The sequence below is a fragment of the Ferrimonas balearica genome (assembly GCF_019802055.1).
Taxonomy (GTDB): domain Bacteria; phylum Pseudomonadota; class Gammaproteobacteria; order Enterobacterales; family Shewanellaceae; genus Ferrimonas; species Ferrimonas balearica_A.
In genome coordinates, this window is the sequence record NZ_JAHVHW010000007.1 from 226499 (window position 1) to 248494 (window position 21996).

General features: G+C 59.5%; 19 protein-coding genes. 17 read left to right on the forward strand and 2 right to left on the reverse strand.

The features are described from left to right. Positions 1–65: 65 nt before the first annotated feature. Positions 66–2564 (reverse strand): TonB-dependent receptor plug domain-containing protein, encoded by a 2499-nt coding sequence (locus KUV52_RS08685; protein WP_222525549.1) that lies wholly within the window; start codon positions 2562–2564, stop codon positions 66–68. A 173-nt stretch (positions 2565–2737) separates the two neighbouring features. Next, positions 2738–3280: an NADPH-dependent FMN reductase gene (locus tag KUV52_RS08690; RefSeq protein ID WP_222525550.1), complete on the reverse strand. Its 543-nt coding sequence runs from the start codon at positions 3278–3280 to the stop codon at positions 2738–2740. 463 nt (positions 3281–3743) lie between these two features. On the opposite strand from KUV52_RS08690, the gene KUV52_RS08695 reads away from it, so the two are divergent. The 17 genes from KUV52_RS08695 to fliE all read left to right on the forward strand — a co-directional run bounded on the left by KUV52_RS08695 (position 3744) and on the right by fliE (position 21978). Beyond that, positions 3744–4928 (forward strand): thiolase family protein, encoded by a 1185-nt coding sequence (locus KUV52_RS08695; RefSeq protein WP_222525551.1) that lies wholly within the window; start codon positions 3744–3746, stop codon positions 4926–4928. Between the two features lie 75 nt (positions 4929–5003). Next, positions 5004–6497, forward strand: coding sequence for a CoA-acylating methylmalonate-semialdehyde dehydrogenase (locus KUV52_RS08700; protein WP_222525552.1), 1494 nt, complete (start codon positions 5004–5006; stop codon positions 6495–6497). A gap of 10 nt (positions 6498–6507) precedes the next feature. Beyond that, the gene (locus KUV52_RS08705) at positions 6508–7665 is read left to right on the forward strand and encodes an acyl-CoA dehydrogenase family protein (protein WP_222525553.1); all 1158 of its coding nucleotides are present in this window, start codon (positions 6508–6510) and stop codon (positions 7663–7665) included. Between the two features lie 56 nt (positions 7666–7721). Beyond that, positions 7722–8495: an enoyl-CoA hydratase gene (locus KUV52_RS08710; RefSeq protein WP_222525554.1), complete on the forward strand. Its 774-nt coding sequence runs from the start codon at positions 7722–7724 to the stop codon at positions 8493–8495. 14 nt (positions 8496–8509) lie between these two features. Beyond that, positions 8510–9637 carry an enoyl-CoA hydratase/isomerase family protein gene (locus KUV52_RS08715; RefSeq protein WP_222525555.1) on the forward strand — a complete coding sequence of 376 codons (1128 nt, stop codon included), beginning with the start codon at positions 8510–8512 and terminating at the stop codon, positions 9635–9637. Next, on the forward strand, positions 9634–10524 hold the full coding sequence (gene mmsB / locus KUV52_RS08720) for a 3-hydroxyisobutyrate dehydrogenase (protein ID WP_222525556.1): 891 nt from the start codon (positions 9634–9636) through the stop codon (positions 10522–10524). The genes KUV52_RS08715 and mmsB overlap by 4 nt, the downstream gene beginning before the upstream one ends. A gap of 20 nt (positions 10525–10544) precedes the next feature. Beyond that, positions 10545–11306: an SDR family oxidoreductase gene (locus KUV52_RS08725; protein ID WP_222525557.1), complete on the forward strand. Its 762-nt coding sequence runs from the start codon at positions 10545–10547 to the stop codon at positions 11304–11306. Between the two features lie 218 nt (positions 11307–11524). Further along, positions 11525–12907, forward strand: coding sequence for a flagellin (locus tag KUV52_RS08730; RefSeq protein ID WP_222525558.1), 1383 nt, complete (start codon positions 11525–11527; stop codon positions 12905–12907). A gap of 350 nt (positions 12908–13257) precedes the next feature. Then, on the forward strand, positions 13258–14682 hold the full coding sequence (locus KUV52_RS08735) for a flagellin (RefSeq protein WP_222525559.1): 1425 nt from the start codon (positions 13258–13260) through the stop codon (positions 14680–14682). A gap of 125 nt (positions 14683–14807) precedes the next feature. Continuing rightward, positions 14808–15209, forward strand: a complete 402-nt coding sequence (locus KUV52_RS08740) for a flagellar protein FlaG (protein WP_222525560.1) — start codon at positions 14808–14810, stop codon at positions 15207–15209. Positions 15210–15245: 36 nt separating this feature from the next. Then, positions 15246–16628, forward strand: coding sequence for a flagellar filament capping protein FliD (fliD, locus tag KUV52_RS08745; RefSeq protein WP_222525561.1), 1383 nt, complete (start codon positions 15246–15248; stop codon positions 16626–16628). Positions 16629–16630: 2 nt separating this feature from the next. Further along, a complete protein-coding gene (locus tag KUV52_RS08750; RefSeq protein WP_222525562.1) occupies positions 16631–16957 on the forward strand; it encodes a hypothetical protein in 327 nt (108 codons plus the stop codon). Continuing rightward, positions 16957–17358 (forward strand): flagellar export chaperone FliS, encoded by a 402-nt coding sequence (fliS, locus tag KUV52_RS08755; protein ID WP_222525563.1) that lies wholly within the window; start codon positions 16957–16959, stop codon positions 17356–17358. The genes KUV52_RS08750 and fliS overlap by 1 nt, the downstream gene beginning before the upstream one ends. Positions 17359–17641: 283 nt before the next feature. Continuing rightward, a complete protein-coding gene (locus tag KUV52_RS08760; protein WP_222525564.1) occupies positions 17642–19072 on the forward strand; it encodes a sigma-54 dependent transcriptional regulator in 1431 nt (476 codons plus the stop codon). Between the two features lie 111 nt (positions 19073–19183). Next, a complete protein-coding gene (locus tag KUV52_RS08765) occupies positions 19184–20215 on the forward strand; it encodes a sensor histidine kinase (protein ID WP_222525565.1) in 1032 nt (343 codons plus the stop codon). Further along, positions 20208–21560: a sigma-54-dependent transcriptional regulator gene (locus tag KUV52_RS08770; protein ID WP_222525566.1), complete on the forward strand. Its 1353-nt coding sequence runs from the start codon at positions 20208–20210 to the stop codon at positions 21558–21560. The genes KUV52_RS08765 and KUV52_RS08770 overlap by 8 nt, the downstream gene beginning before the upstream one ends. Positions 21561–21663: 103 nt before the next feature. After that, positions 21664–21978, forward strand: a complete 315-nt coding sequence (fliE, locus tag KUV52_RS08775; RefSeq protein ID WP_222525567.1) for a flagellar hook-basal body complex protein FliE — start codon at positions 21664–21666, stop codon at positions 21976–21978. The last annotated feature ends 18 nt before the right edge of the window (positions 21979–21996 follow it).

The window sequence follows — 21996 nt, forward strand, 5'->3', positions numbered from 1 at the left end:
CCAGATCATGCCGGTGAAAAAAATGGCGACCGTAAAGGCCGCCATTGATTGGAAGAGTATGGGGCTCAGAAATCGTAGGAGAGCTTCAGATAGTAAAAGCCGCCATTGAGCCCAACCGGGGCCGTAGCGGGATAGCGTGCGCCCGCGACGCCCTGCCAGGGGTGTTCATCAGCCCGTTGATCCAGCAGGTTCTGTGCGCCCACGGAAGCGACGATTTGATCAGCGATCGGATAGCTCACCTCCGCATCCACAGTCCAAGCGTCGCTGCCTTCAATCGGGAAGATCTCCGAGTCGAGATGATCCTCAAAGTAGGCGCCGAAGTAGTTCAGACGCACCACCCCATCCCACTTGGCGACCTTGTGGTTTACCGACAGGCTGCCTTTGTGTTGTGGCAGGTTTTCCTCCAGCAGACGCACCTTGGTGACGCTGATGTTCTCCGGGTTGAAATCGGTCACCTCGGTCTGGTTCCAGTTGTAGGCGAGGGCGAAGCCGGTGTCGCCCCAATCGCTGCTCAGCCGGTAGTTCGCCACCAGATCAACCCCCTGGGTGGTGGTGTCGAAGTCGTTGGTAAAGTAACGCACGCTGTTGAAGCTGCTGGCGTCCAGGATGCCCTGGTCGAGCAGTGCCTGGATCTCAGCCTCGCTCAGTGTCAGCGGCGAGGTTTGGCTGATCCGGTCCTGCACCTCGATATGGTAGTAATCCAGGGTGACATACAGGTCACCCAGGGTGGCTACAGTGCCCAGGGTGTAGCTGAACGATTCCTCAGGCTCCAGTGGTTTACCCCCTTTCTGCACCGAAATCGGGTTGGTCGGAGGCAGAGTGGCCTGGTCCTGCAGGCCGATGGCGGAGAACTGAGTAGTGACATTGCGGACATTTTCCTGGCCCACGGTGGGGGCACGGAAACCCGTATTGACGCTGCCACGCAGCTTGAATTCATCGGTCAGATCCCACAGGGCGGAGAGCTTGCCGTTGGTGGTGTCACCAAAGCTCTGGTAGTTCTCGTAACGCAGTGCCGCGGCGAGCAACAGGCTGTCGCCGATGCTTTTCTCGATATCGGTATAGAGGGCGATGTTCTCCCGGCTGTGTGAGCCCTGGTCACGGGGCTGGATGCCAGGGAAGCCGTTTGAACCGATGCTGAATCCTTGTGACGCCAGGGGACCGATGGTCCAGGAGGCCGGGTCACCGGCGTAGATTTCAAAGGTCTCCTTACGGTACTCCCCACCGAATGAGAGCACCCAGGTATCCATGGGGTAGGAGAAGTCGGCGTTAACGCCATTCTCAATCTGCACATAGCGGCCTGGATTAAAGCGGGTGGGGGAGTTCGGCCCCATTGAAGCGTTCACCGTGTTGTTGATAAAGAAGTCCACTTCATTGCGGCCCACTCCGGCGCTGAAGTCGTAAAGCAGACCGGAAGCCCACTCGCCCTTGACCCCGGCGGTCAGGGAGAGGTCCAGCATGTCGCCGCCAAAACTTGGGGTAAACCCGCCGGGGAACCGCTCATAGAAGCTGAAACAGTCGGGGTCAGCGATAAGCTGAGCCAGCGCGTCCGGGTCGGGCACATCGTTGATGATGGGCACCACAGGACAGTGGCCCGATGCCCCGCCGGTGAGATCCCCCACCAGCAGGGTTTCGCCGCCATCAGCGGAGAAGACGCCACCACGGGTGTTGGGATTACGGAAGTAGAAGCCGCCGGTGGCGGTGCGCTCCGCCCAGTTGCCAAACAGGTAGGCATCGCTGCTGTCGCTGAGAGCAAGGCCGGCATTCAGGAACAGTTTGAAGTCCCGGTCAATCTCCGGTGAGCCCCACACCTGTGCCGGGTTGGCAACGGCACTGTTGCCTGTTGCGATCAATGCAGCGGCATCGTCACGCTGCACCGAGCGGCTGGTGGGCTTGGCGGTTTTGTATTCGGCACTGACATTGATAAAGCCCTGATCCGTCAGCGGCAAACCCAGATTGCCTGCCAGGTTCAGGGTATCCCCATCCCCCTCGTAGTATTTACCGTATCGGGCCTGCACCGTGCCGCCCTGGTCGCTGTCCTTGAGCACAAAGTTGATCACGCCAGCAATGGCGTCAGAGCCATACTGGGCGGCAGCACCGTCCCGCAACACCTCCACCTGTTTCAGCGCAATCGAGGGGATAACCGACACATCCGTGGCCTGGGAGCCGTCGGAGATCCCGCCACCGAGAAAAGTGATGACCGCCGAGCGGTGACGTCGTTTTCCGTTCACCAGTACCAGGGTGCTGTCCGGTGACAGCCCCCTCAGGTTAGCGGGGCGCACCAGTGTGGCGGCGTCGGAGATGGGCTGGGCGTTGACGTTATAGGAGGGGACCACTTTGGTCAGCAGGTCATCCATATCGGTTGCCCCCTGACGTTCAAACTCCTCCTCGCCGATGATATCGACCGGTACCGGAGAGTCGTCCACGGAGCGGGGCATGGCCCGGGTGCCGACCACGGCGATCCGTTCGACACGATTGTCTTCTTCGGCCCATACCGTCGTTGGCGTTGCGGAGAGGGGGGCAGAGATAGCCACGGCCAATGCCGTGCACTGCAGCGGTTTCGTCATAGTCGCTTCCTTGTGAAGTAGGGTTGTGATGCCGCTTTTCCCGAATACCGCTGGGAGGCACTGGATGTAATGGCGGGGCAGTACGCCCGGCGATTTCAACCTATCCCGTTGAACTTTGAAGGGGCAATGGCGCAGGAGGGCTGTCTGGTAAGGCGTGTGTAAGTAACGTGGCGTCAGTGAACCATGGCCGCCAGGGCAATCAGCTGCTCGCGGATGCGATCCTGGGTCGCGCGCTCTTTCAGCTTTCCCTGTTCGTCAAAGGCAAGGTGGGCACCGCTGATCATGATCTCGGGCCGATTCAGCACCCAGGCGTTTAAGCACACCAACACCTGGCGCAGATGGTACTGACAGCGGGCGGTACCCAGTCGGCCTGGACTGGCCCCCATGATGGCGACCGGCTTGTTATTGAACCCCTGTTGGTTGAAGCGGGAGAGCCAATCGATGGCGTTCTTCAGGGGAGCGGGGATGGAGTAGTTGTACTCCGGGGTGATGATCAGCACCGCGTCGCTGGCACACAGTTGCTGATGCAGGTTGGTGGCTGCATCGGGAAAGCCGACGCTCTCAATGTCGGCGTTATAGAGGGGAAGGCCGCTGATCTCCGCAACCCGAAACTCCAGATGGTCAGGGGCAAGATCCAGCGCGTTAAGCATCAACTGCCGGTTGAGCGAATCGCGGCGCAAGCTGCCGCAGATCGCCAGGACGGAAATCGACTCCATGCTTCTGTTTCTCTTAACGGGATATTCCTTGAGTGTAGATTTTCCGGCGCATTCCGCCGTTAAGCCGTGTCATACCGCCGGGGGTTCCGCCAAAGCCGACAATCCCCAATTGGTGATGCATTGCGATGGCGCCATAGCCAATGGTTATCAGCTGGTCCTATCACCTTGAGAAATCGGGGATCCGCCACTTAATTGAAGAGGCATCCGCCGTTGGGGGCGGTTCTTTTCCCCAACTTCGCCGATCTGGTAGGAGGAGTGGCACTTTGCCATGGTCCTGTCATTTGTCGGCGGGAAAGTGGGTGACGGTGGGCCCACCAAGCCCGCTCCCAGGGGCGTTGGTGTGGTTTTTCCACCTTTTGGCTCGAGGCTTTTGACGTGGATGTTTGGCCAGAAACTTTACGTTGCCGTAAACGTCAAAACTACAGTAATCTTTGTAACAGTCGCATGACATTGGAGAGTAAATATGGCTAAGGAACAGGCGATCGTGATTGCCGCCGCCACCCGCACCCCCATGGGAGGCTTTCAGGGCAGCTTGAGCAGCGTCCCCGCATCCGACCTGGCTGCCACCGCCATCAAGGCCGCCCTGGCGCAGGCCGGTCTGGCCGGTGAGCAGGTGGATGAAGTGCTGATGGGTTGTGTGCTGCCTGCCGGTCAGGGCCAGGCCCCGGCCCGACAGGCCACCCTTAAGGCGGAACTGCCTTTGGCGGTCGGTGCCACCACCGTCAACAAGGTGTGTGGCTCCGGCATGAAGACCGTGATGATGGCCCATGACCTGATCAAAGCGCAAAGCGCCGAAGTGGTGCTGGCTGGCGGTATGGAAAGCATGTCCCTTGCCCCTTATATGCTGGACAAGGCCCGCGCCGGTTACCGCATGGGTCACGGCAAGGTGCTGGATCACATGTTCCTGGATGGCCTGGAAGACGCCTACACCGGTAAAGCGATGGGCACATTTGCCCAGGCAACCGCCGACAGCTACGGCCTGACCCGCGAGCAGATGGACAACTACGCGCTGGAAAGCCTTTCCCGCGCCAACGCCGCGATTGAATCCGGCGCCTTTACGGCGGAGATCACCCCGGTGACCCTGCAAACCCGCAAGGGAGAGTTGACCATCAGCGTGGATGAGCAGCCCGGTAACGCCCGCCCCGAGAAGATCCCGTCACTGCGTCCCGCCTTTGCCAAAGAGGGCACCATTACGGCCGCCAACTCCAGCTCCATCTCCGACGGCGCCGCTGCCCTGGTGGTGACCTCTGAAGCCTATGCCGAGGCCAATGGCCTGCCGGTTCTGGCCCGTATCGTGGGTCACAGCACCCATGCTCAGGAGCCCGGCGAGTTCACCATCGCGCCCATTGGCGCCGTCACTAAGCTGCTGAACAAGCTGGAGTGGACCAGCAACGATGTGGACCTGTGGGAGATCAACGAGGCGTTTGCCATGGTCACCATGCTGGCGATTCAGGAACTTGGCCTCGACCACGGCAAAGTGAACGTCAACGGAGGCGCCTGTGCATTGGGTCATCCGATTGGCTGCTCCGGTGCCCGGGTGATCGTCACCCTGATCCACGCCCTCAAGGCCCGTGGCCTGAAACGCGGTGTTGCCAGCCTCTGTATTGGCGGCGGCGAAGCGACCGCACTGGCGGTGGAACTGCCTTAATCAACTGACACTGCCGCCGACCCAATAACAACAACTCTGGTCGGCGGCTTGGTTTTATCTGGGAGAAGCAACACCATGACAGAACAAGTACATCATCTGATCGGCGGCGAATATCTGACCGGTCAGGGCACTGACACCATTAACGTCACCAACCCCGCCAACAACCAGCCGATCGCTCAACTCAACGTGGCTACTGCTGCCGAGGTCAATCAGGCGGTGGCTGCTGCCAAGGCCGCTCAGCGTGAGTGGAAAGAGGTGGCGGTTTCCGAGCGCGCTCGCGTGATGCTGCGTTACCAGCACCTGCTCAAGACCCATCATGATGAGTTGGCCACCATTCTGGCCAAGGAGACCGGCAAAACCTTTGAGGATGCCAAGGGCGATGTGTGGCGGGGCATTGAGGTGGTGGAACAGGCCGCCAATATTGCCAGCATGATGATGGGCGAGACGGTGGAAAACGTGGCTCGCGGCATCGACAGCTACAGCTACATTCAGCCGCTGGGCGTGTGTGTGGGCATCACCCCGTTTAACTTCCCCGCCATGATCCCCCTGTGGATGTTCCCGATGGCGATCGCCTGCGGTAACGGCTTTGTGCTCAAGCCCTCCGAGCAGGACCCGATGACCCCGATGCGTCTGGCGGAACTGTTTGAACAGGCCGGCGCGCCCAAGGGGCTGCTCAATGTGGTTCACGGCACCAAGGATGCGGTGGATCAACTGTTGACCCATCAGGACGTTAAGGCGATCTCCTTTGTGGGCTCGGTGCCTGTCGGTCAGTACATCTACAAGACCGGCACCGAGAACATGAAGCGGGTACAGGCGTTCGCCGGTGCCAAGAACCACATGGTGATCATGCCTGACGCAGACAAGCAGACGGTGATCAACCAACTGGTGGGTGCCTCTGTGGGCGCTGCCGGTCAGCGCTGCATGGCGATCTCTGTGGCGGTCTTTGTGGGCAACACCAAAGAGTGGGTCCCGGAAGTGGCCGAGGCGGTTGCCAAGGTGCGTCCCGGCCTGTGGGATGATCCGGATGCCGGTTACGGCCCGCTGATCAACCCGGCAGCCAAAGCCCGGGTGCTGGAGCTGATCCAGTCCGGCAAGGATGAGGGCGCCAACTGCCTGGTGGACGGTTCCGACTTCACCGTTCCGGGCCATGAGTCTGGCAACTGGGTTGGCCCGACCGTGTTCTCCGGTGTGACCCCTGAGATGCGCATCTATAAAGAGGAGATCTTCGGCCCGGTACTCTCCTGCACCGAGGTGGACACCCTCGCTGACGCCATCGCGCTGGTGAACGCCAACCCCTTCGGTAACGGCACCTCCATCTTTACCAACTCCGGGGCTGCGGCCCGCAAGTACCAGCATGAGATTGAAGTGGGCCAGGTTGGGATCAACATCCCGATTCCGGTGCCGCTGCCCTTCTTCTCCTTTACCGGCTGGAAGAACTCCTTCTATGGCGACCTGCACGCCTACGGCAAGCAGGCGGTGCGCTTCTACACCGAGACCAAGACGGTAACGGCCCGCTGGCCGGAATCCGGGATTGTGGAAGGTCAGAACCTGACCATCGCCCTGAAGTAAGGAGAGCGGCATGAACTTTAACCTGACTGAAGACCAACAGGCCTTTATCGACGCCGCGCGCCAGTTTGCCGAAGCGGAGCTGGCCCCCTTTGCCGCAGAGTGGGATGAGAAGCACCACTTCCCGAAGGACGTGATTCAGCGTGCTGGTGAGCTGGGCTTCTGCAGCCTCTATACCCCGGAAGATGCCGGTGGCCTGGGCCTGCCCCGCCTCGACAGCGCACTGATCTTCGAGGAACTGGCCAAGGGCTGTACCGCCACCACGGCGATGATCACCATCCACAATATGGCCACCTGGATGGTGGCCAGCTGGGGCACGGAACAACTCAAGTCTGAGTGGTGTCCGGAGCTGGTGACCGGCGAAAAACTGGCTTCCTACTGTCTGACTGAACCGGGCGCCGGTTCTGACGCCGCGAGCCTGCGTACCAAGGCGGTTCGGGAAGGGGACGAGTACGTCATCAACGGCAGCAAGATGTTCATCTCCGGTGCGGGCGCCACTGAACTGATGGTGGTGATGTGCCGCACCGGCGAGGATGGCCCGAAAGGGATCTCCGCCATTGCGGTGCCCGCCGATGCACAGGGGATCAGCTACGGTAAGCCAGAGGACAAGATGGGCTGGAATGCCCAGCCAACCCGCCTGGTGACCTTTGAGAATGTGCGGGTGCCGGTAACCAACCTGCTGGGTGAAGAGGGACAGGGCTTCACTTTCGCCATGAAGGGTCTGGATGGCGGTCGCATCAATATTGCCGCCTGTTCACTGGGTACCGCACAGGCGGCCCTGGAGCGTGCGCAGCAGTACATGACGGAGCGCAAGCAGTTTGGTAAGCCGTTGGCGGCGTTCCAGGCACTGCAGTTCAAGCTGGCGGACATGGCCACGGAACTGGTGGCAGCGCGGCAGATGGTCCGTCTGGCGGCATTCAAGCTGGACAGCAATGACCCGGAGAAAACCGCCTACTGCGCCATGGCCAAGCGCTTTGCCACTGACGTGGGCTTCACCGTCTGTAACGAAGCGCTGCAGATCCATGGCGGTTACGGTTACATCCGGGAGTACCCGCTTGAGCGCCATGTTCGTGATGTTCGGGTGCATCAGATCCTGGAGGGCACCAACGAGATCATGCGTCTGATCGTGGCCCGCCGTCTGCTGGATGAGCACGCCGGCGAGATCCTCTGAGTTCATTGAACGGGGCCGTTATCGGCCCCGCTGCAATACAACAGGAAGCTTTTGAGATGGAATTTATCAAGCTGGAGCAGCGTGGCCACACCGCGCTGGTCACCATCAACAACCCGCCCGCCAACACCTGGACCGAGCAGAGCCTGGGTGAACTGAAAACCCTGGTGGAGGAACTGAACGCCAACCGGGAAATCTACGCGCTGGTGCTCACCGGAGAGGGGGAGAAATTCTTCTCCGCCGGGGCGGACCTCAAACTGTTCGCCGAGGGCGATAAAGCCGTTGCCGTAACCATGGCTCGTCGATTTGGCCAGGCCTTTGAAGCCCTTTCCGCCTTCCGGGGCGTTTCCATTGCCGCCATCAACGGCTACGCCATGGGGGGTGGGCTGGAAGTGGCGCTGGCTTGTGATATCCGCATCGCGGAGAGCCAGGCGCAGATGGCGTTGCCGGAAGCCACCGTTGGCCTGCTGCCCTGTGCTGGTGGCACCCAGAACCTGACCGCGCTGGTGGGTGAGGGCTGGGCCAAGCGGATGATCCTCTGTGGTGAGCGTGTGGATGCGGCACAGGCCGAGAAGATCGGCTTGGTTGAGCAGGTGGTCGGCACTGGCACCGCCGTGGAGGTGGCCCTGGCCCTGGCGGAAAAGGTGGGCAAGCAAAGCCCGGTGGCGGTCGCTGCCTGCAAAACCTTGATTCAGGCCGGTCGCGAGATGCCTCGCGGTCAGGCACTGGGCATCGAGCGGGAGCTGTTTGTGGACCTGTTCGACAGCGAAGATCAAAAAGAAGGGGTACAGGCGTTTCTGGAGAAGCGCCGTGCCGAATGGAAGAACCGATAGGAGAGACCACCACGATGACAGCGCCAGTGCTTTTTTCCGTTCTGACTGCGGATAACGGACGCCAGATTGGTGTGGCCACCCTGAACAGCGAGAAGTCGCTGAATGCCCTCTCTCTGGAGATGGTGGACCAACTTCAGGCTCAACTGCAGAGCTGGCAGGAGGATGAGGCCATCGTCTGCGTCTGGCTGCAGGGTGCCGGTGAGAAGGCGTTCTGTGCGGGCGGCGACATTCGCGCCATGCACCAAGCCGCATCGGAGCATCCCGGTGAGCAGACTCCGGAAGTGGAGGCGTTCTTTACCCGGGAATACCGCCTGGACTACCTGATCCATCGCTATGCCAAGCCTGTTATCGTCTGGGGCAGCGGCATTGTGATGGGGGGCGGTCTGGGCCTGATGGCGGGTGCCAGCCACCGGTTGGTGACCGAAACCTCCCGCATCGCCATGCCGGAGATCACCATCGGACTCTATCCGGATGTGGGGGGCACCTGGTTCCTCAACCGCATGCCGGGCCACTGTGGTCGCTTCCTGGGGTTGACCGGCTACAGCATGAACGGCGCCGATGTCCGCTACGTTGGGCTGGCGGATCATCTGGTCTCCAGCGAGCGCCGGGACAACCTGCTGCAATCCCTACTGACCCTGGGTTGGCAGGAGGATCCCCGCGCCAACCATGACCTGCTCAGCGGTTACCTGCGTGGCATTGAGGAGCAGGACCTGCCACAGATGCCGCACAGCACACTGCACGAATCCCAGGCCCTGATCGATGAACTGATGGCGGGCAGCAGCCTGGAGTTGATCGCGGAGCGAATGGCGGCTCTGGATACGGAAGATAAGTGGTTGGCGCGTGCCCGTAAGAGCTTCCTGGCGGGCAGCCCCATTACCGCGCATCTGGTTTGGCACCAGCTCACTTGTTGCGGAGATCTGCCGCTGGAAACCGTATTCCAGCGGGAGCTGATCTGGTCTGTGCGCTGTGCGGAACTGGGGGATTTTGTGGAGGGCGTTCGGGCTCTCCTGATCGACAAGGATGGGCAACCCCAGTGGCGCTATCACGACATTGCGTCGGTACCTGCCTCACTGATGGCCCAGATGTTAACCAGCCCATGGGATACCCATCCCCTGGCCGACCTGACGGAGACCCAATCATGACCACCATCGCCTTTATCGGTTTGGGAAATATGGGCGGGCCGATGGCTCGCAACTTGGTAAAAGCCGGTCGCAGCGTTCGCGTATTTGACCTGAACCAGGAAGCGGTACACGCGCTGGCGGAAGCGGGCGCCTTCGCCTGTCACAGCGTCTGTGGCGCCGTGGCCGGAGCGGACGTGGTGATCACCATGTTGCCGGCGGGCAAGCATGTGCGCAGCCTCTACCTCGGTGAGGAGGGGATCATCAATACCGTCGCCAGCGACACCTTGTTGATCGACTGCTCAACCATCGATGCGGCCAGTGCCGTGACGGTCGCAGAAGCGGCAGCGGCCAAAGGGCTGGAGTTCGTGGATGCGCCGGTTTCCGGTGGTACCGCCGGTGCGGCAGCGGGAACACTGACCTTTATCTGCGGCGGCAGCGATGCCGGATATGAAGCGGCAAAGCCGGTGCTGGAACAGATGGGCGCCAACATCTTTCATGCTGGCGGACCGGGGGCGGGCCAGGTCGCGAAGATCTGCAACAACATGCTGCTCTCCGTACTGATGGTGGGCACCAGTGAAGCGTTGCAACTGGGTCGTCATCATGGTCTGGATCCCAAGGTGCTCTCGGAAATCATGAAGGTCAGCTCCGGTGGTAACTGGACCCTGGAGAAGTACAACCCCTGCCCGGGGGTGATGGAAGCGACTCCGGCCAGCAATGGCTACCAGGGAGGCTTTATGGTGGACCTGATGGCCAAGGATCTCGGCCTGGCGATGGAGACCGCGACTCAAAGTGGCAGCGCCACACCAATGGGGGCGCTGGCTACCAGCCTGTATCGGATGCACGCGGCGGCGGGTAACGGCAAGCGGGATTTCTCCAGCATCTTCGAACAGTTTGAAAAGGACGCCTGATCTCAGGCGAGGTAACGGATATGGAACTTACCAATAAGATCGTCGCCATCACCGGCGGAGCCCAGGGTTTGGGACTGGCGATGGCACAGCGACTGGGTCGCCAGGGGGCGCGTCTGGCGCTGCTGGACATCAATGGCGAACAGCTGGAAAGTGCGGTTAGCACCCTGGCCGCTGAAGGCATTGAAGCCCGCTGCTACACCCTGGACATCACCAGCGAGTCTCAGGTGGAAGGGGCCTTTGATGCCATCCGCCGGGATTTTGGCGCTCTGGATGTGCTGATTAATAACGCCGGTCTGTTGCGGGATGGCCTGTTGATCAAAGCGAAAGAGGGCAAGGTCAGCGACAAGATGTCCCTGGCTCAGTTCCAGTCAGTGATCGATGTGAACCTGACCGGCACTTTCCTCTGTGGTCGGGAGGCGGCCGCCCTGATGATTGAGTCCGGCCATGCCGGGGTGATCATCAACATCTCCTCTCTGGCACGCTCCGGCAATATGGGGCAGACCAACTACTCCGCCTCCAAGGCGGGTGTGGTGGCGATGACCGTTTCCTGGGCGAAAGAACTGGCCCGCTTTGGCATTCGGACCGGCGCCGTTGCGCCTGGTGTCATTGCCACCGACATGACCGCGGCCATGAAACCGGAAGCGCTGGAACGCCTTGAGAAGATGGTTCCGGTAGGGCGCCTTGGCCAGCCGGATGAGGTGGCGCACGCCGTGGAGTTCATTTTGGCCAACGACTACTTCAGTGGTCGGGTGGTGGAGGTGGATGGCGGCATTCGCCTCTGAGCTGTATCGCCCTTGTTAAAGCCAGCGCACCGCGCTGGCTTTTTTTGTGTTCAAAAGGTTGCTGACGGATCAATAAAAATGCTTTTGGATCAGCAGGTTGTTAAAAAGATCAAAAAAGCGTTAAAGCAAAGTTTGGGGTGGGCGATAAACAGGTTGAGTGTTTGATATGGCCGGCACCGCACAAGGGAAGGCCGAACAGCGAAAGAGGACCTTAAGTTATGGCCATCACCGTAAATACCAACGTCACTTCCATGACGGCTCAACGTAACCTGAACGCTTCCAGCGCCAATATGCAGCAATCCATGGAGCGTCTCTCTTCAGGTCTGCGTATTAACTCCGCCAAGGATGACGCTGCGGGCCTGCAGATCTCCAACCGTTTGACCTCCCAGGTACGAGGCCTGGACGTGGCAATGCGTAACGCCAACGACGGCATCTCCATTGCCCAGACTGCTGAAGGCGCCATGCAGGAATCCACCAACATCCTGCAGCGTATGCGTGACCTCTCCCTGCAGTCCGCCAACGGCTCCAACTCCGCCGATGACCGTGCAGCCATGCAGAAAGAGATCACCGCTCTGCAGACTGAGCTGACCCGTATCGCCGAAACCACCTCCTTCGGTGGCCAGAACCTGCTGAACGGCAGCTACGGTAGCCAGAACTTCCAGGTGGGTGCCAACGCCAACGAAACCATTGGCATCACTTTGGGCGACGTATCCGCCAATGCCATCGGCGCCAACACCATCTCCGGTGCCGGTACCGTCTTCGGTACTGCTACTACTGCGGGTGCCTTTGCCGGTGTGTCTGCCAACGGCAACCTGATTGTTAACGGTTCCAACGGTAAAGCGGACATCGCCCTGACCGCTGGTGACACCGCTACTGTTGTGGCTGATGCCATCAATGCGGCAGGTACCGGTGTGAAGGCGGAAGCTTCCGTCAGCACCACCATCGCGAACCTGACCGCCGATTCTGACGCTACTCTGACTGTCGGCACCGATACCTTTGACCTGGCCAACTACGCCGGTTCCACCAAGTTCCTGGCTGAAGACCTTGCCAAAGCCGGTTACGATGCGGTTTACGACAGCGCGACTGACTCCATCAGCCTGACCGCGAACAACGTGGACGGTGTGGGTGTGAGCGGCGGTACCGCCGGTTCTGTTGACTTCAATGGTGCCAACGTGGCTGCTGGTGCGGATTCCGAAGTGAACGCCAGCATCACTCTGACCTCCGCTGAGTCCTTCACTCTGGGCGGTACTCTGCAGGGTGAGATCACCAGCGGCGCGACCTCCAACCTGGATGACGTGGCCTCCATCGACATCTCCAGTGCTGCTGGCGCCCAGAACGCCATCGCCGTAATCGATGCGGCCATCGGTGGTATCGATTCCCAGCGTGCTGACCTGGGTGCGGTGCAGAACCGTCTGAGCCACACCATCAACAATCTGGGTAACATTCAGACCAACGTGGCTGACGCCCGCGGTCGTATCCAGGATGTGGACTTCGCCAAGGAGACCGCAGAGATGACCAAGCAGCAGGTGCTGCAGCAATCTGGTTCCGCCATGCTGGCGCAGGCCAACCAGATCCCGCAGCTGGCCCTGTCCCTGCTGTAAAACGGATTGGGGGCGCAGCCCCCTCTCTCCTCAGACAGAGCACACCGCTTTCCCTTACAGCTGGCCGTGTGAACTGGGTGAGAAGTCGACTTCGGTCGATGCCAAAAAACGGAAGGCGATTGCCTTTCGTTTTTCTGTTGCGTGTTGGTAAAAATCGTAGCGCTGAATATGGTTTGGTTTTTTGTTGGTTTTTGGGTGGTTAAGCAAAGGTAAAAGTGGCGATTTTTTAAGGTTTTTTCCTTAAGGGCCTATTCCTCGGGCCGAAACAGCGGGTGTAAGGGAAAGCGGTGCGGTAAAGCACTGAAAATCGATGAGTTACATCGTTGAATCTGTACTGAGGAAGACCATCCATGGCAATCACAGTAAACACTAACGTCACTTCCATGACGGCACAGCGCAATCTGAACAGCGCCAGTTCCAGCATGCAAACCTCCATGGAGCGTCTCTCCTCCGGTTTGCGCATCAACTCTGCCAAAGACGATGCGGCAGGCCTGCAGATCTCCAACCGTCTGACCTCTCAGGTTCGCGGTCTGGATGTGGCGATGCGTAACGCCAACGACGGCATCTCCATCGCCCAGACTGCCGAAGGCGCCATGCAGGAGTCCACCAACATCCTGCAGCGTATGCGTGACCTGTCCCTGCAGTCTGCTAACGGCTCCAACTCCAGCGATGACCGCGCTGCGATGCAGAAAGAGATCTCTGCCCTGCAGACCGAGCTGAACCGTATTGCTGACACCACCTCTTTCGGTGGTCAGAAACTGCTGGACGGTACCTACGGTAGCCAGAGCTTCCAGGTGGGTTCCAACGCCAACGAAACCATCAACATTGCGCTGCGTAGCACCGACTCCGGTTCCATTGGTTCCAGCCAGATTGGCCAGACCGTTGGCACCGTTGCAGGCGTAGTGGATGATGGCACTGCCGCGTACACCGCTGGCACCATGACCATCACCAACAGCACCAGCGGCAACACCGCCGACATCGCTGTTGAAGCGACTGATGACGCTGCCACCCTGGCGAAGAAGATCAACGACGTTAGCGGCACCACTGGCGTATCCGCCACCGCCTCTAACACCATTGAGCTGGACGGCCTGAACTTTGACGGCGGCACCATGGACTGGGCCATCGGTGGCGCAACCGTTGCCGGCGCAGCCAGCGAGCAGGACCTGGTTGATCAGATCAACGCCCAATCCTCCACCACCGGCGTGAGCGCCAGCATTGTGGAAGGTAAGGTCCAGATCACCAGCGACTCTGGTGCCGACATGGACTTTGGTGCAGCCACCTTCACCGGTGGTGGTGGCTCTGAAGCCATTGGCGTAAAAGCCGTGGTTGATGGTGCTGCTGTGGGTACTGCCTATGACGCGACCGCTTCTGGTACCGCCAACGGCGTACTGAGCTTCTCCTCCAACTCCGCCTTCACCATTGCTGGTGGTGCTGAAGCGACTACTGGTACTCAGTCCACTCTGAGCACCGTTGCTGGCATCGACATCTCCACCGCTGACGGCGCGCAATCTGCCATCGACATCATCGACGGCGCGATCTCCATGATCGACAACCAGCGTGCAGACCTGGGTGCGGTGCAGAACCGTCTGAGCCATACCATCAACAACCTGGGCAACATCCAGACCAACGTGGCCGACGCCCGCAGCCGTATTCAGGACGTGGACTTCGCCAAAGAGACCGCTGAGATGACCAAGCAGCAGGTTCTGCAGCAATCCGGCTCCGCAATGCTGGCTCAGGCCAACCAGATCCCGCAGCTGGCTCTGTCCCTGCTCTAAAGGATCGCCACTGACGGCCGATAAGGACGGTAGGGGCACGCCCCTACCGTTTTTTTATACCCAAACGGTATGGATAGCGACGGCCGGAACGGGACGTTCGGCACACCACAAGGAGTCCATAAAAGATGAATGGCATCGATTCGCTGGGTCTTTCTGGTACGGATCCTGCTTTTAAAACCACAGCGGCGGCAGCGAGCACGCAAAACGCTGGCGTCAGTGGTGCTGCCCAGCCGGTCTCTAACGCGACACCGGGGGCGGTCAGCGCTGCAGCGCAAAATACCGAGTCTCAGGGCGCTGGCATGGACAGAGACCAGCTCAGCCGCATTGCCGAGGAGTTGGAGCATTTTGTAGGCGGGATCCAACGAGGTCTCTCTTTCCACGTTGACGAGGATACCGGTCGGGATGTGGTGGTGGTAAAAGACATCGCCAGCGACGAGGTGATCCGGCAAATTCCTGCCGAAGAGGTGTTGGAACTTGCCGCCCGTTTGTCGGATCTCACCGGCATGTTGGTTGAAACCGAGGCCTGATAAGGGCCAGAGGCGTGTGCGCCTAAGGATGTTGATATGGGCTTAACGGCCGCAGGTATTGGTTCCGGACTGGACATTAATGGCATCGTTTCCGCCTTGGTGGATGCCAGCTTTGTGCCACGCCAGGTCACGCTGGACAAGCGCGAGGCAACGGTACAAACAGAGATCTCTGCCATCGGCACCCTCAAGTCCGCGATGAGTGAATTTCAGGACAAACTGGAGAAACTTCAGGACCTGGAAACCTTCGACAAGCGGAAGGCCTCAACCAACCTGAGCGATTACCTGAGCGCCAGTGCCAGCAGCACGGCGACGCCGGGTACCTACAATGTCGTGGTGAAGTCTCTGGCAGAGAGCCACAAAGTAGGCTCTGCCACCGTGTCTGATCCGGACGCCCCCATTGGCGAAGGTTCACTGACCATCACTGCTGGCGTGGATGACGATGGTAATCCGTTGTCCATGACCCTGGCAGTGGAAGCGGATGACACCCTTGCGGACATCGCCGCCAAGATCAACAGCTCTGAAGACAATCCGGGGGTTACCGCTACCATCATTACCGGAGACAACGGTCCCCGCCTGGTGATGAGCTCGGATAAAACCGGTACTGATAATCAGATCTCCGTCACCGCCACCGATACCACCGGCACCGGACTGACCGATACCTTCGGGGCGATGGAGGAGTTGGTCGCAGCAGCTAATGCGACCCTGACCATCGATGGCCTGGACGTGACCTCACAGAGCAATGAGGTTAAAGGGGCGATTCAGGGCGTCACACTCAACCTCAAAGATGCGGATCTCAGTAAGACCACCAAGGTCACCGTTACCAAGGATGCCTCGGGCGCCAAGGGGGCGGTAGAGGAGTTTGTTGAGGCGTACAACAAGCTGCAGGAGTCCATCGGCGCCCTGACCGCTTATGACCCGGAAACCGAAGCTGCCGGTCCGCTACAGGGGGACAGCCTGCCCCGATCCATCACCAGCCAGATGCGGAATGTGATGAGCAGCAGCTTTGACCTGGGTAATGGAGAGAAAGGCGCGCTCTCCCAATTCGGCGTCAGCTTTGACCGTTATGGCAAGCTTGAGATCGACGACGACAAGTTTAAAGAGGCGCTGGAAAACGACATGTCCAGCCTGGCTCAGTTGTTCGCCGCCGAAGATACCGGCTTGGCGTATCGCCTCGACAGCACCATCGACGTTTACACCCAGACCGGCGGCCTGCTCTCCAGCCGGGATGACACCCTGAAGAGTCAACTTGACCGTATTGAAAGCGATCGTGAGCAGTTGGGTCGTCAAATGGCGGCGTACGAAGCGCGTCTGTTCAAACAGTTCAATGCCATGGATGCCGTGGTGTACCAGCTGAATTCTCAGGCGGCGATGCTGACCGATCGACTTAGCAGCTTGCCAGGCCTGGTGAAAACGAAATGATGATGGCGACCGAACAGACACTGGCTGAACTGAATCAACGGATCGAGTCAGCCCTCAAGGGGCTGGCTGAGGCCAATGATGAACAGCGAGAGTTACTGCTGGCGCAGCTAACCGATGAATTGGATGCCCGGGAAGTGGCTCTGAAGGGCCTGATGACCACCGAGCTCGGACAAAACCCGGAATGGCTTCAGGAACAGCTAAAGCTGACTCAGTTCCTGACCATTCAGGCCAACCAACACCTGGCCGACCAGCGCATGCGGCTGGGCGGCTATCGAAAGGGCCGTAAACAGGTCCAAACCTATCAGCAAATAGAAGCAGGAAGAGGCTAATGCGAGGCTCACTGAAGGCATACAACAAGGTCAACATCAGCAGTCAGGCCGCCGAGGCCAGCCCCCATAAGGTGGTGCAACTGCTGCTGGGTGGCAGCATCGACAAGCTGCTGCAGGCCAAATTAGCAACAGAGCAGGGAGAGCAGGGCAAAAAAGGTGAGCTCATCAGCCGTACCATGGAGATCATCGCGCATCTTCAGGCGGCTCTGGATTTTGAGCAGGGTGGGGAAATCGCTCAGAACCTGTCTGCCATGTATGACTATATGATGCGCCGTCTGGTGGTCGCGAATCAGAACAGTGACGTTGAGGCGTTGCTTGAGGTAGTTGACCTGCTGCGCACAGTGAAGTCCGGCTGGGACGCCATTCCCGTTGAACAACACAATCTGAAAAAGCCGGCGTAAACAACCGGGATACAAATTGTCAGATGACCGTTTCACTCTGGTCATCTGACCTCATGGTTTCAGTTTTACAGTGCCTTGGTCGACTCCCGTCAGGAAGGTCCGATTTTTCTGTGGGTTGAAAAGTAATCGGCAGTGTCTTCTCGGCTTGCTAAGACGGATTGGCTCGTTACAATGAGCCCAGCTAACTCGCATTCGAAGGCGGGAGAAACCCGTCCGATACTCACTTATCTACAATAAAGAGAACTGGCCAGGGCGAAGGGAATCTACCCCGGTAAGCATAACCATGCAGATTGATCAGCGCATATTGCTTGTAGACAGCGACGATGCTCGCCGCCAGAAACTCAGCTACCTGCTGGAGTTTCTCGGAGAGCCAGTCGAGCATGCCGACTTTTCGGCGTTGGCGAATCGTCTCGCCACGGAGCGCTTTCGATCCGTGATCATCGGCGGAACCCCTCAAGGTGATCTCGAACTGGAGCCGCTGCTAAAGCGCCATTCTCGCCAGCCTTTTCTGACACTGGGTTCCCCATTCCTGACACAACCCAATCTGGTTGGGCATCTGGATGAACCGTTCGCTTACGGTCAGATCACCGAACTGCTCCATTATTGTCAGGTCTACCAACGGGTGCGTTACGAAGTCGCGCCCACCAGTCCGAATCAGACCAAATTGTTTCGTTCCCTGGTGGGACGAAGTGAAGCGATCTCCCAGGTTCGTCACCTATTGGCACAGGTCGCGCAGACCGACGCCAGCGTGCTGGTGACCGGTGAGTCCGGTACCGGCAAAGAGGTGGTTGCCCGCAACATTCACTATCTCTCGTCTCATCGTGACGGCCCCTTTATTCCGGTGAACTGTGGCGCGATTCCGCCAGACCTGCTGGAAAGTGAGCTGTTCGGGCATGAGAAGGGCGCCTTTACCGGAGCCGTCGCGACCCGAAAGGGGCGCTTTGAGTTGGCCGAGGGCGGTACCCTGTTTCTGGATGAGATTGGCGACATGCCGCCCCATATGCAGGTGAAGATCCTGCGGGTTCTGCAGGAGCGTTGCTTCGAGCGGGTTGGCGGCAACAAGTCGATTCAGTCCAATGTCCGGATCGTCGCTGCCACCCACCGCGATCTGGAGAAGATGATCGCTGATGGCGAGTTCCGTGAGGATCTCTACTACCGCCTCAATGTGTTCCCCATCGAGATGCCCTCGTTGCGCGATCGCGCTGAGGACATTCCGCTGCTGCTCAATGAACTGGTCAGCCGCATCGAAGGGGAGGGCAAAGGCACGGTACGCTTTACCAAGCGGGCCATAGACTCTCTGGTTGAGCATCCCTGGTCCGGTAACGTCCGTGAACTTTCCAACCTGGTTGAACGGATGGTGATTCTGTTCCCGGGCGGTTTGGTGGACGTCAACGACCTGCCTACCAAGTATCGTCATGTTGAAGTGCCGGAGTTTACCCCGGAGTACCCTGAAGAGATGCAGGAGCGGGACGCGCTGGCGGCTCTGTTCAGTGGTGAAGAGCCGGTCGAGATCCCCGAACAGCGCTTCAACAATGAACTGCCCGAGGACGGCGTTAACCTGAAAGATATGCTGGCAGAGCTTGAGGTCGATATGATCCGCCAGGCTCTCGACCAGGGCAGCGGCGTCGTGGCACGCGCTGCAGAACTGCTGGGGATGCGCCGTACCACCCTGGTAGAGAAGATGCGCAAATACGGCCTTTCCAAAGAGGGGTAAGCCGACCGGCTTACCCCCCTCTCCCTCTCAGCTCCAACCCTTTTCTGGTACAGAATCTGCATATCCCTGCAGAACCAAAGGATTAACAGCGTTTTTTTGACGGATAGCGGTATGTCGCAAGCCCTTGCGGAGCCACAACTTGATGATGCCCAGCGCGCGGCAAGTCGCCTGAACCACCTGATGCAACTGCTGCCAGCGGGCCTGGTGGTGCTGGATGAGGCGGGCGTTGTGGTGGAAGCCAACCCCCAGGCCATTGAGTTGCTTGATGGTCCACTGCTGGGACAGCCCTGGCGAGCCGTCATCAGCCGGGCGTTCGCCCCTCAGGCCGATGATGGCCACGAAATCTCTCTGAAAAATGGTCGGCGGGTCCGTCTGGCGACCCGGGCGCTGGACCCGGAGCCGGGCCAGTTGCTGATGCTGACCGACCTGACCGAAACCCGCCAACTCCAACAGAACCTTTCGCACATGCAGCGGCTGTCGGCGTTGGGAAAGATGGCCGCTTCACTGGCGCATCAGATCCGTACCCCGCTTTCCGCTGCACTCCTGTACGCCGCCAATCTGGGCAACCGCAACCTCGATGAGGCCGGGCGAAGCCGCTTTCAGGACAAACTGATGGCGCGGCTCGGCGAGTTGGAGCAGCGGGTCAATGACCTGCTTCTGTTCGCCCGAGGCGGGCACACCCAGGCTCAGGAGCGGGTGTCTGCACAGCAGCTGTTCGAGCGCCTCAACGCCAGTTGTGAAGCTGTGCTGGAGCGGCGTCAGTCCACTCTGGACTGGCACTGTCCTCAGCCCATCTGGCTGCAGGCGAACCCGGATGCGCTGGTCAGCGCGATGCAGAATCTGGTCAACAACGCCCTGGAAGCGGGGGCTACGGCTTTGCGTCTTCAGGCCAGCCAACAGGGCGCGTTTGTCGCCCTGACGGTATTGGATAACGGCAAGGGCATGAGCGCTCAGGAACAAGCCCGGGTGATGACCCCCTTTTTTACTACCAAGGCCAACGGTACCGGCCTTGGGTTGGCCGTAGTGCAGTCGGTTTGCCGCGCGCATGGCGGTCGGCTGGAACTGCAATCGGTTCCGGGACAGGGAAGCGGATTTACGCTGCTCCTGCCCGGGGAGCACGAGAAGGATACGAACCATGACTAACCCCCTCATCCTGGTCGTCGAAGACGATCTCGGCCTGCGAGAGGCGCTGGTGGACACGCTGATGCTGGGTGGTTACCGCTGTGTCGAAGCGGGCAATGGTGACGAGGCGTTGGTGCAACTGAAGCAGCACCCGATTGCCCTGATGATCTCCGATGTGCAGATGGCAGGCATGGATGGGATGACCCTGCTGAAAACCGTGCGGGCCCAGAACAGTCGGTTGCCGATTCTGTTGATGACCGCCTACGGCAGCATCGACGCGGCGGTTGAAGCGATGCGCTATGGTGCCAACGATTATCTGGCCAAGCCGTTTGCGCCCCAGGTGCTGCTGGACCAGATCAGCCGCTACCTGGTGTCGGTACCCCAATCTGCGGACAGCCCGGTGGTTGGTGACCCTCAGAGCCAGCAGATGCTGGACCTGGCTGCCCGTGTCGCCCAATCCGATGCCTCGGTGATGGTGCTCGGGCCCAGTGGCTCCGGCAAAGAGGTGCTGGCGCGCTTTATCCATACCCAATCCGCCCGTTGTGATCGTCCTTTTGTCGCCCTGAACTGCGCTGCCATTCCGGAAAACATGCTGGAGGCGACCCTGTTCGGATATGAAAAGGGGGCGTTTACCGGTGCGGTTCAGGCCTGCCCCGGTAAGTTCGAGCAGGCGCAGGGCGGCACCATTTTGCTGGACGAGATCACCGAGATGGATCTTAACCTTCAGGCCAAACTGCTGCGGGTCCTGCAGGAGCGTGAAGTGGAGCGTCTTGGTGGTCGCAAAACCCTGTCTCTGGATGTGCGGGTGCTGGCCACCTCCAACCGGGATCTTCGCCTTGCTGTGGAGGAAGGACGTTTCCGCGAAGACCTCTATTACCGGCTGAATGTCTTCCCCCTGACCTGGCTTCCACTGGCCCAGCGGCCTGGGGACATTCTGCCGTTGGCAGAACATTTGATCGCCCGTCACGCCAGTCGCAGCGGCCGTGCCGTACCGACTCTGGCGGCGGAGGCGCGCAGCAAACTGCTTGGCCACCCCTGGCCCGGTAATGTCCGTGAACTGGACAATGTTATCCAGCGAGCGTTGATCCTGTGCCAGGGCGAGACCCTGACCGAAGCGGACCTCTTCCTCGATGGCCAGAGCGGCATACCGGTAGTGAGTACCCCCCTGGCTACCCCTCGGGCACCTCAGCCGGTTGCCGAGGATCTGGGCAGCGAACTGAAGCATCAGGAGTTCCAGATCATTCTGGATGCTCTGGCGGCCTGTCAGGGCAGCCGTAAAGCGGTGGCGGAGCGTTTGGGACTCAGCCCACGGACTTTACGTTACAAGTTGGCCAAAATGCGCGAGGCGGGGATTGCTCTCCCCTAAGTGACGGCTTTGCCAGTAAATATGCTGAACTGGCAAGTCCCTTGCATTACAATGCGGTGCAATTTGGCTCGTCAATGGTTTGACTGATACAAGGATTATGGGAATGGAGATCGGGAACAATCCCTTACTGGTGGAGATGCAGAGCCTGGCCCGTGAGGCTGGAAGCAGTGCAGAACTGGCGCCAGTAAAGCCACAGCAGGACTTCTCCGCCTTCCTCACCGATGCCATTGATCATGTCAATGGTCTTCAGATGAACGCCAGTGATCTGGCGACCCGGCTCGAGCTGGGCGATACCCGGGTGTCACTGTCTGACACCATGATCGCAAAAGAAAAGGCAGGCGTGGCGTTTGAAGCCACGGTACAGGTGCGCAATAAGCTGGTCGAAGCGTACAAGGAAATCATGAATATGCCGGTGTAACCGGCCTGAGGTAATGCG